Origin of the sequence: Olsenella uli, from assembly GCF_016900775.1 — a bacterium.
Lineage (GTDB): Bacteria > Actinomycetota > Coriobacteriia > Coriobacteriales > Atopobiaceae > Thermophilibacter > Thermophilibacter uli_A.
In genome coordinates, this window is record NZ_JACJKN010000001.1 from 35068 (window position 1) to 50584 (window position 15517).

At 66.5% G+C, this 15517-nt stretch carries 12 protein-coding genes; 10 read left to right on the forward strand and 2 right to left on the reverse strand.

The window, feature by feature from the left end:
- Positions 1 to 23 precede the first annotated feature (23 nt).
- Positions 24 to 875, forward strand: a complete 852-nt coding sequence (locus H6A23_RS00245) for a radical SAM protein (protein WP_204830199.1) — start codon at positions 24 to 26, stop codon at positions 873 to 875.
- Between the two features lie 94 nt (positions 876 to 969).
- Here the strand turns inward: H6A23_RS00245 and H6A23_RS00250 are convergent, their stop codons facing one another.
- Positions 970 to 2088 (reverse strand): glycosyltransferase family 2 protein, encoded by a 1119-nt coding sequence (locus tag H6A23_RS00250; protein ID WP_204830200.1) that lies wholly within the window; start codon positions 2086 to 2088, stop codon positions 970 to 972.
- A gap of 94 nt (positions 2089 to 2182) precedes the next feature.
- Here H6A23_RS00250 and H6A23_RS00255 point away from each other — a divergent pair, with 94 nt between their 5' ends.
- The 3 genes from H6A23_RS00255 to ychF all read left to right on the forward strand — a co-directional run bounded on the left by H6A23_RS00255 (position 2183) and on the right by ychF (position 5669).
- Positions 2183 to 3175, forward strand: a complete 993-nt coding sequence (locus H6A23_RS00255; RefSeq protein ID WP_204830201.1) for a glycosyltransferase — start codon at positions 2183 to 2185, stop codon at positions 3173 to 3175.
- A gap of 99 nt (positions 3176 to 3274) precedes the next feature.
- On the forward strand, positions 3275 to 4582 hold the full coding sequence (locus H6A23_RS00260; protein WP_204830202.1) for a 4Fe-4S dicluster domain-containing protein: 1308 nt from the start codon (positions 3275 to 3277) through the stop codon (positions 4580 to 4582).
- Positions 4583 to 4592: 10 nt separating this feature from the next.
- Positions 4593 to 5669, forward strand: a complete 1077-nt coding sequence (ychF, locus tag H6A23_RS00265) for a redox-regulated ATPase YchF (RefSeq protein ID WP_204830203.1) — start codon at positions 4593 to 4595, stop codon at positions 5667 to 5669.
- Positions 5670 to 5865: 196 nt separating this feature from the next.
- Here the strand turns inward: ychF and H6A23_RS00270 are convergent, their stop codons facing one another.
- A complete protein-coding gene (locus H6A23_RS00270) occupies positions 5866 to 7419 on the reverse strand; it encodes an LCP family protein (protein WP_204830204.1) in 1554 nt (517 codons plus the stop codon).
- Positions 7420 to 7612: 193 nt separating this feature from the next.
- Between H6A23_RS00270 and guaA the strand changes: the two genes are divergently transcribed.
- From guaA to H6A23_RS00295, 6 genes are all read left to right on the forward strand, one after another.
- Complete coding sequence (gene guaA, locus H6A23_RS00275; protein ID WP_204830205.1) at positions 7613 to 9202, forward strand: glutamine-hydrolyzing GMP synthase; 1590 nt, start codon at positions 7613 to 7615, stop codon at positions 9200 to 9202.
- 103 nt (positions 9203 to 9305) lie between these two features.
- Positions 9306 to 10574 carry an ATP-binding protein gene (locus tag H6A23_RS00280; protein ID WP_204830206.1) on the forward strand — a complete coding sequence of 423 codons (1269 nt, stop codon included), beginning with the start codon at positions 9306 to 9308 and terminating at the stop codon, positions 10572 to 10574.
- Between the two features lie 829 nt (positions 10575 to 11403).
- Positions 11404 to 12453 (forward strand): alcohol dehydrogenase, encoded by a 1050-nt coding sequence (locus H6A23_RS00285; RefSeq protein WP_204830207.1) that lies wholly within the window; start codon positions 11404 to 11406, stop codon positions 12451 to 12453.
- Between the two features lie 83 nt (positions 12454 to 12536).
- On the forward strand, positions 12537 to 12776 hold the full coding sequence (locus H6A23_RS11765; RefSeq protein WP_435793487.1) for a hypothetical protein: 240 nt from the start codon (positions 12537 to 12539) through the stop codon (positions 12774 to 12776).
- Positions 12776 to 13147: a Fic family protein gene (locus H6A23_RS11770; protein ID WP_435793488.1), complete on the forward strand. Its 372-nt coding sequence runs from the start codon at positions 12776 to 12778 to the stop codon at positions 13145 to 13147. The genes H6A23_RS11765 and H6A23_RS11770 overlap by 1 nt, the downstream gene beginning before the upstream one ends.
- 194 nt (positions 13148 to 13341) lie before the next feature.
- On the forward strand, positions 13342 to 15501 hold the full coding sequence (locus H6A23_RS00295) for a Tex family protein (RefSeq protein ID WP_204830208.1): 2160 nt from the start codon (positions 13342 to 13344) through the stop codon (positions 15499 to 15501).
- Positions 15502 to 15517 lie beyond the last annotated feature (16 nt).

The following is a 15517-nucleotide window of genomic DNA, read 5'->3' on the forward strand; positions in this document are numbered from 1 at the left end:
CAAAGGTGACAGGGGCGATTGTCATGAAACCCGTTGTGGCCACCATCACCAACGTGCAGCGCTTCTCGCTTCACGACGGCGGGGGCATCCGCACGGTGGTCTTTCTCAAGGGGTGTCCCTTCCGCTGCCCGTGGTGCTGCAACCCCGAGAACCTCTCGGGCGAGCCGGAGGTCTCGTTCAAGGAGCGGCTCTGCATCCGCTGCTCGCCGCGCGTCGGGGGCGGCCTCTGCCAGACCCCGCCCGAGGACTGCCCTACGGGCGCCAAGGAGCTTCTTGGCCGGACGCGCGGCGTGGGGGAGCTTGTGGCCGAAGTGGTGCGCGACCGGTCCTTCTTTGAGGAGAGCGGCGGCGGGGTGACGGTCTCGGGCGGCGAGTGCCTGCTCTACCAGGACTTCCTCTGCGCGTTTCTGGAGGCCTGCCACGAGGAGGGCGTCTCGACGGCCATCGAGTCGACGCTTGCCGTGCCGCTGGCCGACGTGGGACGGCTCGTGGCGGCGTGCGACGCGTTCCTCGTGGACTTCAAGATCGCAGACCGGGCGCGCAGCCTCGAGGCGACGGGCATCGACCCCGACGTGCGCGATGCCAACGTGCGCGCCGTTCTTGGCGCCGGCGGGCGCGTGGTCGCCCGGATGCCCGTCATCCCCGGGTTCACCGACGACACCGCCTGCGTGGAGGCCAACGTGGCGCGCATCTGCGAGCTGGGCATAACGCGCGTTGACGTGCTCCCATTCCACCAGCTGGGGCAGGGCAAGTACGACTCTCTCGGCCGCGCCTACGGCCTGCGCGACGTGCCGCAGCTCTCCGAGCGGGACGTGGCGGAGGTGGTCGCGCGCTGCGAGGCGGCCGGCCTCAGGACGGTGGTGCGCGGGGAGTAGGGGGCGCGAGGTCGCATAAGGCGACATTTCCGCGCGAAATTGCCCCGATTTGTCAGGTTATGCGACCGAGACCTGGCCAGTCCGCCTGCCGCGACTACACCCGGCCGCCCTCGCGGCGCCGGCGCAGCGTCTCGAGCACGAAGGCGGGCCCGTTGGCGCGCAGGCGATAGGCCGCCTCGCCGACGAGGTGCGCGTAGTAGGGGAGGTTGGCCGCGCGCGGCGCCTCGAGCCCGCGCACGCGCGCGAAGAGGCGCTTGCCGGCCGGGCTGATGCGCGCGCTGCGGAAGACCAGGCCCTCGTCAAGCCGCTCCATCGAGCTGGCGAGAAGGGCGTTGACCTCCTCGTCCCTCTCGCCGACCGCGCTGACGGTGATGAGCGCGTAGTTGACGCCGCGCACGGCGAGCGCGTCGAGGACGCGCGGGTCGCTCACGTTGGCGAGCGCCGCCGTGTCCATCATGTCGTTCCAGCGCGTGAGGGGGACGAGCGGCGAGCGCGCGGCGAAGGCCTCCGCCTCGTTGAGGTCGCGCTCGCGATAGCGGTAGCCGGGACGCTCCGTGTAGGCGATGCGGCTCGTGCGGCAGAGGGTCTCCACGAGGAAGGGGTTGTCCGCCCAGCCCGCGCCGGGGACCTCGAGAAAGCGAATGCCCTTCTCGACAAGGTAGCCGCGCCGGTAGAGCGCGGCCCAGATGGCGGGGTGGTGGAGCAGAAGCTCGATGCCGTCGCCTATGGGGAAGGGCTGCGACTTGGGCCGCACCCGACCCGCGTAGGGGCAGACCACGCGCGTGGGCGCGCCGCCGCCCTGGGCGGGGAGCTCACGCCAGTACGGGGCCTTCACCACGTCGACGCCCTCGGCGCCGCCATGCGCCTCGGCACAGGCGACGAGGTCGGCGAACCAGGTGGGCTCGAGCGCGTCGTCGGGCTCCACGATGGCGACCCACGTTCCGCGCGCGATGGAGATCCCCCGGTTGCAGGAGGCGCCGTAGCCCTCGTTGCGCTTGTCCACGACCACGATGCGCGAGTCGTGGGCGGCGTGCTCGTGGACGATGGCGGCCGACCCGTCCGCGGAGCCGTCGTTCACGCAGATGATCTCGAGCTCCTCGTGCGTCTGCGCCTCGACGCTCGCCAGGCACTCGTCGAGCGTCTCCGCCACGTTGTAGATGGGGATGACCACCGAGACGAGGCCGCCCCCGCCGCGCGTCTGGAAATCGCCCATGTGCCCCCCTGTCATCCGCCGAGTAGACGTACCCTATACTATACGGACTGTGTCGTGCCGGGCGCTGGCCCGCGGCGGAGTGAGAGGTGGGGGGATGAGGCGTCCCGCAATCGTCATCGTGACCTTCAAGCGCCAGGGCCTTCTCGCGGGCCTTCTCGAGTCCATCCTGGGGCTTACCGTGGCGCCGTGGCGCGTGGTGGTGGTGGACAACGAGAACTCCCCCGAGACGGCGCGGATCGTGGAGGGGTTCTCGGAGCGCGCCCGCGCGCTCTGGGGCGACACGACGGACGACCCGGACGCCGAGGGCGGCGTCTCGCGCGTGGCCTACGACCCCATGGAGGAGAACACCGGCGGCTCCGGCGGCTTCTCAGAGGGCGTGCGTCGGGCCTTTGAGCTGGGCGCCGAGTGGTTCTGGGTCATGGACGACGACGTGGCCGTGGAGCCCGACGGCCTGGAGACGCTCGGGCGCTGGAGCGAGGAGGCCGAGGCCGTGATGGGCCTGCGCCGGGACTTCGACGACGGGCACTTCTTCTGGCAGCACCGCTTCTGGCCGCGCCTGGCGATCTACAACCCCTTCTCGCGCGACGGCTGGCGTCCCGGCGAGCGCTACAAGCTGTGCAACGCCCTCTGCTTTGAGGGCGGGTTCTTCTCGCGCGGGGTGGTCGAGAAGATCGGCCTGCCGGACGCCCGCTTCTTCATCTACCTGGACGACGCCCTCTACGGCTACCTGGCCAGCAAGGTGACGCCCGTCTACTACGTGCCGGACTACGTGCTCTCGCGCCGCCGCGAGGTGGCCAACCAGGCCGTGGGGTCCGTGCGCCAGCTCAACTCGACCTCGGACATGACGCGCTACTACATCACGCGCAACCGCGGCTACCTGGCGCGCTACTTCATGCTCCACGGGGACTACAGCGCGCCCGGCTTTGCCCTGGGGACGCTGCTCACCTTTGCGAAGGAGCTCTGCCGGATCTTGATCGTGGACCGCTCACATATGGCCTCGGGCATGCGGCGGCTCCTCGCGGGGCACCGCGAGGCCCGGCGGATCCTCCACGACCCCACCTGGGAGCCGATGCCGCCGCTCGGATAGGGGCGCCGCGCGGGCCCGTGGGCCCTGCATGGCGTACAATCAAATGTTGCTCCGGGCGACGCTTGCCCCGGGGCGCTGACCCGAGTGGAGAGGACTCACGTGGCGGAGAAGCGCGACTTTCTGGACGAGCTTATCGACCTGCAGAGCGACTGGCGCGCGCTCTCGGACCTGCCCAGCTCGATGGTGAGCTCGATTACGGGCGAGACCGAGCGCAAGGTCTTCAACCCCGCGGACTACAAGGAGAAGCCCTTCGCCAACTCCAACCGGTGCCTGCGCGTGGCGTCCGGGCGCGAGGACGTGTGCTCGCGCTGCCTGGAGGCGTGTCCGGTTCACGCGATCACGATTCACAACCAGTCCGTCCTTCTCGGCGACGACTGCCGCAAGTGCGGGCTGTGCGCCGCGGTGTGCCCCACCGAGACGTTCTCCACGCGCCGCCACACGCCGCGCCAGGTCTATGACAAGATCGCCCGCGCGGCCTCGGCCTACGAGCAGTGCTACGTCACGTGCACGCGCGCGCTCAGGCGCGTGCCCAAGGAGAACGAGATCGTGCTCGCGTGCGTGGGGGCCGTCCCGCGCGACCTGTGGTTCTCGCTCCTTGCGGACTACGACAACATCAACGTCTACCTGCCGGTGGGCATCTGCGATCGCTGCCGCACCACCACGGGCGAGGAGGTCTACACCGACGCCATCGGCACTGCGGAGGAGTGGGCGGACGCGGCGCTTGGCCTCGAGGTCGAGGACGCGGCGCTCACGCACGAGCTCACGCGCGCCTACAAGCGCAGCCAGTTCGTGAGCGGGGCCATCCACTCGGCCGAGCGCCTCGTCACGCGGACCAACCCGGCGCTCGCCGGCGCCAAGGCGGTGGCCCAGAAGATCTCCGACCACTCCAAGCGGCTCGACCGCCTGCAGCGCGAGCTCGAGGCCGCCGTGGGCGCCAAGACGTCCGCCAACCGCCAGCGCATGCTCACGCAGAGCCGCAAGCTCATGATGGGCGCGCTCCAGCACGACGAGGGGCTTGCCGACCTGGTGAGGCTCGAGGTCCCGGTGTGCGACTCGTCGCTCTGCACCATGTGCGGGGACTGCGCCAAGGCGTGCACCACCCGTGCCATCGACCTCGACAAGAAGGGCCGCGTCACGGTACGCAGCCCCTACTGCGTGAGCTGCGGGGCCTGCGTGGCCGTGTGCGCGGACGGGGCGCTTTCCATGGAGCCGATGGACGTGCACGAGCTCGTGGTGCCGGACAAGGTGGCCGAGGAGGTCGCGCGCAAGAAGGCGCAGGCCAAGGAGCAGGCGGCAAAGTACCTCGACCAGGGGAAGAAGCAGCTGAACCGCGTGGCGGACGTGCTGGAGAAGCTTGACGACTCCGACGCCCCCGCCAGCCTCGCCGCCGAGAAGAGCAAGAAGTAAGGAGAAGGACGTGTCGCTTTCCATTGGCATCGTGGGCCTGCCCAACGTGGGCAAGTCGACGCTTTTCACCGCGCTCACCAAGAAGGGCGGCCTCGCGGCCAACTACCCCTTCGCCACGATCGACCCCAACGTGGGCATCGTCGACGTGCCCGACGAGCGCCTGGGCAAGCTCGCCGAGATCGTGCACCCCGGGCGCATCGTGCCGGCCACGGTGGAGTTCGTGGACATCGCGGGGCTCGTGAAGGGGGCCAACGAGGGCGAGGGCCTGGGCAACCAGTTCCTGGCCAACATCCGCGAGGCCGATGCCATCTGCGAAGTCGTGCGCTACTTCTCAGACCCCAACGTCATGCGCGAGGTGGGGCGCGTGGGCGACTTCGTCGACCCCGCGGGCGATGCCGAGACCATCATGACCGAGCTCATCCTCGCGGACATCCAGTCCCTGGAGAAGCAGCTGCCGCGCCTGGAGAAGGAGGCCAAGCGCGACAAGGAGCTTGCGGCCAAGGCCGACGTGGCGCGCCGCCTGCTGGACTGGCTGAACGAGGGCAACCGCGCCGCGACGATGGAGATGACCGACGAGGAGCGCGCCGAGACCAAGGGCCTCTTCCTGCTCACGATGAAGCCGATCCTCTACGTGGCCAACGTGGACGAGGACCAGCTGGGCGAGGAGCTCGCCCCCATCGACGGCGTGACGCCGATTCCCATCTGCGCCAAGGTGGAGGCCGAGCTCTCCGAGCTCGAGCCCGAGGAGGCCGCCGAGTACCTGGCAGACCTTGGCCTTGAGCGCTCCGGCCTGGAGACGCTCGCCCAGGCGGCGTATCGCCTCCTGGGCCTCCAGAGCTACTTCACCGCGGGCGAGATGGAGGTCAAGGCCTGGACCGTGCGCGTGGGCGCCAAGGCCCCCGAGGCCGCGGGCGTCATCCACTCCGACTTTGAGCGTGGCTTCATCAAGGCCGAGGTGGCAAGCTACGAGGACTACGTCACGCTTGGCGGCGAGGCTGGGTGCAAGAACGCCGGCAAGCTCCGCATGGAGGGCAAGGACTACGTGGTGCAGGACGGCGACGTGATGCACTTCCGCTTCAACGTGTAGCGGCCGTCATTTACGCCGCGGGTTGGCCCCGACGGCCCCACTCGCAAAGGTGCTTCGCGCTGGGCGCTCAGGAACCTTTGCGAGTGGGGCCGTCGGGGCCTCGTCGTAGTGGCGGGCCTTACCGTCTGGGAAAAATGAGTGCGCCCCACACGCTGTGTGCGTGCGGGGCGCGAGTCGCCGTTCTTCTCGTCTGGCGCTACCCGAGGTCGGAGCCCAGGATGGCGACGACGTCGTACTCCGTGGAGTAGGTCCCGTCGTTCTTGTGAATCTGCGAGGTGCTGAGGCCAAGCGTCTTGGCCACGCCCGCGGCGACGTCCTCGGCGTCCCCGTTGTAGTAGATCTTGGTAGTGGTGACGCCGCTCTCGTCCGCGTTGCCGGAGACCGCGTCGAAGCCCGCCACGGCGAGGTCCGTCGCCGTGTTGCCCGCGAGCCCGGCGATGCCGGCCGCATTGAGGACGATGACGTCCCCGGAGTAGGTGGGCTCGACCGAGGGCTCGCCCGCGTCGGTGGAGTCATTGGAGTCCGCGGAGGTTCCGCTGCCGTCCGAGATGTTGGTGCCGCCGCCGATGGAGCCCGCGACGCCCGCGGTGAAGTCCTGGCTGGCGTCCGAGTACGGGGACTCGCCGGCCTTGACGCGCTCCATCATGGTGTCCCAGGCGTCCTCGTCCACGATCTCGTACCAGAGGTTGTTGATGTACTCGGAGATGGTGGGAACCTGGCCGGAGTACATGTTGTTGTCCACGTCAAAGCTGCGGAATTGGCCCACGAGGCCCACGATGTCGGTCACGCCGAAGTCCGTGGTCACGCTGTTGGCAAGCTCCGAGACCGTGGCGGCCATGGTGGTGAGGTCGCCGAGCGAGAGGACCTTCTTCACGATGGCGCCGATGACCATGCGCTGGTTGGCGGCGCGGTAGAAGTCGCCGCCGCCGTACTCGTCGTAGGCGTGGCGCGCGCGGCAGAGGCCGAGCGCCTCGGCGCCGTTGAGGGTCTGGGTGCCGGCGGGAAGGTCGATGACGGCGTAGTCGTCCTGCACGGCGACGGGCAGCGTGACCTCGATGCCGCCGATGGTGTCGACGATGGAGATGAGCTGCTCGAAGTCAATCTCGGCATAGTGGGAGATGTCGACGCCCGCAAAGTCCGAGACCACGTCGACCATGTAGGCCGCACCGCCGAAGGAGTAGGCGGCGTTGATCTTCTGCTCGCCGTTGGCACCCATGTCGACCATCGTGTCGCGCGGGATGGAGACGAGCGTCACCTTCTGCCCGGGCGGGTCCACGCGCGCGAGGATGATGGTGTCGGCGCGGAAGTTGGAGGCGTCCGCGCCCCACTCCTCCGAGCGGCCCTCGCTCTTGTCCACGCCCAGGAGCAGCATGTAGAAGGGCTCCTGGGGCTCCACGGCCACGAGCTGCTGGCGGAGCTCCGCGGAGACGCCCTCGTTGAGGCGGCTGTTGATGTCCGCCAGGTAGAGCCCGAGCGCGCTGCCCGCGCCGGCGAGAAGAACGAGGACGGTGATGAGGAAGACCTTCAGGACGCGCCCGCGGCCCTTCCGGCGCTGGCGGCGCTTGTAGGCGTCAACGCCGTCGGCGCGCGAGGGCGCGCTCCTCACCGCGCTGCCCGCAGGGGCGGAGCGGCGGCCGGAGCCGTGGGTCTGCACGACGGGCTGCGGCTGCGACACCCCTCCGTAGCGGCTCTCCGAGAGGCGCGCCTGCTCCGCGCTGGTCATGCGCTTGTGCTTTTTCCTGTCGGGCACGAGGGACCCTTCTGTCGTAGGGGGCGTGAGGGCCCCGCAAGCGGCATAGATACAATCTCAGAATGATACGAAAGCAAGATGTAAGGCGCATGAAGACCAGCGGAATCGTGCGGACTCTTACGAAAATGCAATAATGGTAAAGATTTGTGCCCATCGCGCGCCGGCGGCGCGTGGCGAGAAGACCGGAGGTTCTATGAGCGAGGCTACGCCCAAGCAGTTCGTGGCGGTCCTGGACTTTGGCGCCCAGTACGGGCAGCTGATCGCGCGCCGCGTGCGCGACCTGCACGTGTACTCGGAGATCGTGCCCTGCGACATCTCGGCCGAGGAGCTTGCGGCGATGGCTCCCTCCGCGCTGATCCTCTCCGGCGGCCCGGCGAGCGTGTATGCCGAGGACGCGCCGAGCGTGGACCCCAAGATCTTCTCGCTGGGCGTGCCCGTGCTGGGCTTTTGCTACGGCCACCAGATCATGGCAGTGACGCTGGGCGGCGAGGTCGCGCACTCCGAGGTGGGCGAGTACGGGCCGGCGCAGGTCGTGCGCAGCGGCGAGTCCGCGCTCTTTGCGGGGACGCCCGACGAGCAGACCGTGTGGATGAGCCACCGCGACGCCGTGAGCCGCGTGCCCGAGGGGTTTGTTGTCACCTCGTCCACGGACGTGTGCCCGGTGGCGTCCATGGAGTGCGCCTCTCGCAAGCTGTACTCCACGCAGTTCCACCCGGAGGTGCGCCACACCGAGCACGGGCGCACGCTGCTGGAGAACTTCCTCTTTGGCATCTGCGGGCTTGAGGCCACGTGGACCATGGACAACATCATTGACGAGAAGGTCGCGGAGATTCGCGCGCAGGTGGGCGACCGCAAGGTCATTCTGGGCCTTTCCGGCGGCGTGGACTCCTCCGTGGTGGCCGCGCTCGTGCACCGCGCGATTGGCGACCAGCTGACCTGCGTCTTTGTGAACCACGGGATGCTGCGCAAGGGCGAGCCGGAGATGGTCGAGGAGGTCTTCCGCGACCAGTTCCAGGTGCCGCTCGTGCACGTGCACGCCGAGCAGCGCTACGAGCGCCTGCTCGCCGGCGTGACCGAGCCGGAGGAGAAGCGCCGTCGGATTGGCTCCGAGTTCTGGAAGGTCTTCTTCGACGAGGCGCAGCGCATCGGCGGCGTGGAGATGCTCGCGCAGGGCACCATCTACCCGGACATCATCGAGTCCGGCGCGCGCAAGACGGGCGGCAAGGCGTCCACGATCAAGAGCCACCACAACCTGATCCCCTTCCCCGAGGGCGTGCACTTTGACCTCATCGAGCCGCTCGATCACTTCTTCAAGGATGAGGTGCGCGAGCTGGGCGTGGCGCTGGGCCTGCCGGACCGCATGGTCTACCGTCAACCGTTCCCGGGCCCGGGCCTGGCGATCCGCATCATCGGCGAGGTGACCTCCGAGAAGCTGGAGATTCTCAAGAACGCCGACGCCATCGTGCGCGAGGAGCTGGACGCCTACAACGAGCGCCTCTTCGAGGAGACCGGCGAGCGCAACTCCGAGCACAGCTGCTGGCAGTACTTTGCCGTGCTGCCGGACATCCGCAGCGTGGGCGTCATGGGCGACGAGCGCACCTACGCGCGCCCGGTGATCGTGCGCGCCGTGGAGTCGAGCGACGCGATGACCGCGGACTGGGCGAAGCTGCCGTACGATGTGATCGGCCGCATCTCCTCGCGGATTGTGGCCGAGGTGCCGGGCGTGAACCGCGTGGTGTATGACGTCACGCCCAAGCCGCCCGCCACGATAGAGTGGGAATAGCAAATCTGTCAGTTATGGGGGTATAAATCGTCAATTCTGATAAAAATACCCCGATAAACTCGGCATTCGCTATACTGGCCCCAATTGAGAGATTGGGGCCAGTATGCGTTTGTTCAAGCGAGATAACTACCTCGAGAAGATCCGCGGGTTCTATCACGATGACGGCGTGATAAAGGTGCTCACCGGAGTGCGCCGGTGCGGCAAGTCGTGCCTCATGCAGACCATCGCCGAGGAGCTCAAGGAGACAGGGGTCCGGGAGGACCGCATCATCTACCTCGACCTCGATCGGTATGGCTTCCACTCGGTGAAGACGCCAGACCAACTCGAGGCGCTGATTAAGCCCGCGCTCAAGATCGATGGCATAAAGTACCTCTTCATCGACGAGATACAGAACGTCGAGGGTTTCGAGGAGGTCGTGAACGAGTTCCGCGCCGAGGGTGGATTCTCCATCTTCATTACCGGCTCGAACTCCTACCTGCTCTCTGGCGAGCTGGCCACCAAGCTAACGGGGCGCTACGTCGAGTTCGAGGTGCAGACGCTCAGCTTCAAGGAGTACCAAGAGATGAAGCGCTTCCTTGGGCAGGCGGTCGATTCCAACCCCGTGGCCGAGCTCGACCGCTACATCCTTGAGGGAGGCTTTCCCAAGGCGCTCGACTATCCCAAGATGGCCGACAAGCGCGTCTACGTGAGCTCCGTCATCAGGGAGATTTTCGAGAAGGACATCCGCCGGCGCGTGAAGGTGAAGAACGTCTCGGTCTTCAACCGGGTGCGCGACTACGTCATCAACAACTTCGGCGCGACAACCTCGCTCACGAACATCCTCTCGGACCTCGAGCAGCAGGGCATTCGCATCAAGCGCGAGACGCTCAACCGCTACCTCCAGATACTCGAGGACGCCAAGATCATCAGCAAATGCGCGCGCTTCGACATGAAGTCGCGCAAGTCTCTCCAGGGCGAGCAGAAGTACTACCTCGCCGACCTCAGCTTCTACTTCGCGCTCAACACGGACAACCGCATCAACTATGGGTCCGTGCTCGAGAACATCGTATACAACTACGCCCGGAGCCTGGGCTACGAGGTGAGCGTGGGGCGCATCGGCAAGCTCGAGTGCGACTTCGTCCTGCGGTCGCCCGAGATGGAGTACGCCTACGTGCAGGTGGCGATGACCATAATGAACGATCGGAAGACCGAGGACCGCGAGTACCGTCCGCTCGAGCAGATTCGTGACAACTGGCCTAAGTTCGTCATCACGCGTAGCGACCCCATTCAGCACCGCGGCGGCATCGTGCACGAGAACGTGACGGAGCTGATCAGGGAGGGCCGGACGTTCGGGCCGGCGCAACCGAACGTTTCAGTGGGGGCAGGCTACTAGGAAGTTACTCTTACCTACTTGTCCTACTCTTACCCGCTCCAATCGCTTTGCAAGACGGCATGTCATGGAGCTGAGCTGCGGGCTTCTATTCTGATGATGGTCGGGTTGTTTACTGGCCACCCTTACCCACTCGAACCTACTTTTACCTCTCTGCCTTTTGGGCCGAGTAGGTAAAAGCTCGTGGATGCCACAAAAATGCGGTCGAAGGCGCAGGCGCCCACGACCGCTAAAAGCCCAAAGGCTTTTCACAATGTGATTATTGTATCACGCCGATTGACGCGCTGCTCGGCGGTCCCAACTCCGCAAGCCAATGAGAAGAAGCGGCTCCGTTGAGTTTATTATTGAGTTTAGTTCAGGCATCCGAAAACCGCCTGATTTTGGTAAATGGGGAGACGACAGCACACCACGTAGACGAGAGACCATGGGCATGCACGATTTGATTACTGAGTAGGAATAGAAAATTTAACCAAATTAGGTGCGTTGACAGGGAGTCGCGGAAGTTCTGCAGCCTCCTTTTCTACTTTCTGATGCTGGCGAGGCTGAATCCGGCAGGTTCGACCACTCACGGGTCTTCTCGTGCGCGCCGCGGCTGGCCTTGGTGAGTGCTCCCGGGACAAGAGCTGATTTGATTTTACAATTTATCACATTCAAAACCATGTGGTAATCAGACTCCGGAGCGCGGAAATGACCGATTAGTCACGGTTGGTACATTCTCTAGAAGTAGATAAAATATCTTATTTGTATCCGGGGCGATTTCAACTGCGTCTCAGCTCGGCCGCCCGGCAGCGTGCTACGATGCCCCAAAGCCCATCCTGCCAAGGAGGACCTCATGAAAGCGCTGGTGCATGACGGCCAGGGAAACATCGCGCTTCTCGACCGGCCGCGTCCGCGGCTGGCGGAGCCCACGGACGCCATCGTGCGGGTGACGCGCTCGACCATCTGTACGAGCGACCTGCACATCATGCGCGGCGCCGTGCCGCGCGCCAAGCCGGACACGGTGCTTGGCCACGAGTTCGTGGGCGTGGTCGAGGAGGTGGGCTCGGGCGTGAGGTCCTTCTCGCCCGGCGACCGCGTGGCCGTGAACTGCGAGACCTTCTGCGGCGAGTGCTTCTTCTGCCGGCGCGGCTGGGTCAACAACTGCGAGCGCGGCGGCTGGCTTCTGGGCTGCACCATCGACGGCTGCCAGGCGGAGTACGTGCGCGTGCCGTATGCTGACAACGCCTTTACGCGCATTCCGGACGGCGTCTCGGACGAGGACGCGCTCTTTCTGGGTGACATCCTGGCCACGGGCTGGTGGGGAGCGCGTCTGGCGGAGATAGAGCCCGACTCCACCGTCGCGGTGATCGGGGCGGGCCCGGTGGGGCTCACCACCATGATGTGCGCGCGGCTGGCCAGCCCGTCGCAGGTCATTGCCCTTGATGTGGACGAGCCGCGTCTTGAGCTCGCGCGGGAGCGCGGCCTTGCGGATGTTGCCATCAGCCCTGCCGAGAAAGACCTCGATGATGTTGAGCGCCTCGTGCGCGCGGCGACCGGCGGGCGCGGCGCGGATGCCGTGATCGAGGCTGCGGGCGGCGACGACACCTTCGAGATGGCGTGGCGCATCGCCCGGCCCAACGCCGCCGTGGTGCTCTCCGCCATGTATGAGCGTGACCAGACCCTGCCACTGCCGAGCATGTACGGCAAGAACCTCACGTTCAAGACCGGCGGCGTGGACGCGTGCGGCCTCGACGAGGTGATGGCGCTCATTGCCGCGGGCAAGCTGGATACAAGCCTCCTCATCTCGCGTCGCTACCCGCTGAACGATATCTTGGACGCCTATCGTGCCTTCGAGGCGCACGAGGACGGCTGCCTCAAGGTCGTCATCACGCCGCGGGAGTAACGGGGCTGGCGTTCTTCTCGCTGGGCCTCGCAAGGTACAGTAGATACAAGCATTCGCAGCGTGCGGCCTCGGAGGTGTGCTCGATGATCCTTGAGAGCAAGCTCGGGATTACCAGTGACGTCGAGCTCGCTCGTGAGGGGGAGCGCCTGACCAAGCTCCGTGCCCTCGAGCTGTACGACACGGGGCTTCTTAGCTCCCTTGAGGTCGGGACCTTTGCCGGGATCGCCAAGATTCACGGCTATCTGCTCCAAGACATCTACGAGTTTGCCGGCGAGCCGCGCACGGTGAACACTCCAAGGGCAGCTTTCGCTTTGCATCCGTGATGTATCTGGACTCGGCCCTCAGGGCAATCGACAAGATGCCCCAGTCCACGTTTGACCAGATTGTCGAGAAGTACGTGGAGATGAACGTTGCCCACCCCTTCCGGGAGGGCAACGGACGGAGCGCTCGCATCTGGCTCGACTGCATGCTCAAACATGAGCTTGGCGTAGTCGTTGATTGGAGCCAGGTGGACCGAGGGGACTGCCCGCTTGCCATGGAGCGGAGTCCCGTGCGCGATAGGGAGATAAAGCTCCCGCTCAAAGAGGCGCTGACGGACGCCGTTGTTGACCGCCAGGTCTACATGAAGGGCATCGACGCCAGCTATCGCTACGAGGGGTATGCGACCTACTCCATGGAAGAGCTGGATCGCTAGGATTTGCGCGTTCTTCTCGCCCGCGTCTCTTCAAAACCTCACACCTAGTGTCTCTTGCATCAATTTCTGGTTAATGAGATTAATGTAAAAGCGTTGAAACTCAGACCACCTGCGAGGTTTGGCGGGCGAGAGGAACGTCAGACCGCTATGCTAGGTGACTCTTGCACGCATGCAACCACGGGAGCTGCAACCACATGGACCTTATCGCCACGCTCGCAGAGGAGCTCAACCTCAAGCCGGAGGCCGTCGAGGCTGCCGTCAAGCTCATCGACGAGGGCAACACCATCCCGTTCATCGCGCGCTACCGCAAGGAGGCCACGGGCGGCATGGACGACGTCGCCCTGCGCGCCCTTGACGAGCGCCTTTCCTATCTGCGCAACCTCGAGAAGCGCAAGCAGGACGTCCTTCTCCTCATTGACGCCCAGGGCAAGCTCACGCCCGAGCTCGAGGCAGAGATCATGGCCGCCACGCAGCTCCAGCGCGTGGAGGACCTCTACAAGCCCTACCGCAAGAAGCGCATGACGCGCGCGCAGAAGGCGCGCGAGGCGGGGCTCGAGCCGCTGGCCAACATGATCTTCATGCAGATGTCCACCAAGGGCTCCGCGCTCGACGAGGCCGCGCGCTTCGTGACGCCGGAGGCGGCCGAGGCCGGCTTTGACACGCCGGAGAAGGCGCTCGCCGGAGCCCAGGACATCGTGGCGGAGGTCGTGGCCGAGGACGCCGAGAACGTGGCCGACCTGCGCGCCTTCACCGAGGCCACGGCCGACATCGTCTCCGTTGCCACGGACGCGGACGAGAAGACCCCCTACGAGCCCTACTACGACTTCGCCGAGCCCGCCGCCAAGATTCCCAACCACCGCGTGCTGGCCATCGACCGCGGCGAGCGCGAGGAGAAGCTCCGCGTGCGCGTCCGCGTGGACGAGGCCGCGGCGGTGGCCCGCCTCGGCGCGCGCTGGCCGCGCCGCCAGGGCGTCTTTGCGCCGGTCTTTGATGCCGCCATCGCGGATGGCTACAAGCGCCTGATGGCACCCTCGCTCGAGCGCGAGGTCCGCGCCCGCCTCACCGTGCGTGCCCAGACGGACGCAATCAAGGTCTTTGCCAAGAACCTCGAGGGGCTGCTCTCCGCGCGGCCGGTGCGCGGTGCGCGCATCATCTCGCTCGACCCGGGCTACCGCACCGGCTGCAAGGTGGCGGTGCTTGACGAGACGGGCAAGCTGCTCGACCACGGCGTGGTCTATCCCACCAAGCCGCGCCACGACGTCGCGGGCACCAAGCGCGAGCTCAGGCGTCTGGCCGAGAAGTACGCGATCAACACCATCGTCATCGGCAACGGCACGGCCAGCCACGAGACCGAGGAGGTCGTCTCCGAGTTCATCGCCGAGTCCGCGCCGGAGCTGCGCTACACGATCGTCAACGAGGCGGGCGCCTCGGTCTACTCGGCCTCCGAGCTCGCGAGCCAGGAGTACCCGGACCTCGACGTCACCACGCGCGGCGCCATGAGCCTGGGGCGGCGCCTGCAGGATCCGCTCGCGGAGCTCGTGAAGATTCCGCCCCAGTCCATCGGCGTGGGTCAGTACCAGCACGACCTCGACCAGACGGAGCTCGCGCGCACGCTGGGCTACGTGGTGGAGGACGTGGTCAACCGCGTGGGCGTGGACGTCAACACCGCGAGCGCGAGCCTTTTGGGCTACGTCTCCGGCATCACGTCCGCCGTGGCGCGCAACATCGTGGCGTACCGAGAAGAACATGGCGCCTTCACGGACCGCCGCGAGCTCAAGAAGGTGCCCCAGCTCGGCCCCAAGGCGTTCCAGAACGCGGCGGGCTTCCTGCGCATCACGGGCGGCAAGAACCCGCTTGACGCCACGGCCGTGCACCCGGAGAGCTACGACGTGGCCACGGCGCTGCTCGAGCGCGCGGGCGTGGGCGCGGACGAGCTCACGCGCGGCGGCGTGCCCGACATCGAGCGCCGCGTGGGCAGTGTGGGCGTACTCGCCGGCGAGCTGGGCTGCGGCGTGCTCACCCTCATTGATATCGTGGCCGAGCTCAAGAAGCCGGGGCGCGACCCGCGCGATGACGCTCCGGAGCCCGTCTTCAGCCGCGCCGCGCTCTCGATTGACGACCTCCAGCCTGGCATGGAGCTCACGGGCACGGTACGCAACGTCGTCGACTTTGGCGCGTTCGTGGACGTGGGCGTGCACCAGGACGGCCTTGTGCACATCTCCAAGCTGGCCAACCGCTTCGTCAAGCACCCGAGCGACGTGGTTGCCGTGGGGGACACCGTGAAGGTCTGGGTTGAGCGCGTGGATCGCGACCGGGGGAAGATCTCGCTTACCATGGTGCCGGGGAAGCGGTAGCGCCGTCCTTCTCGGC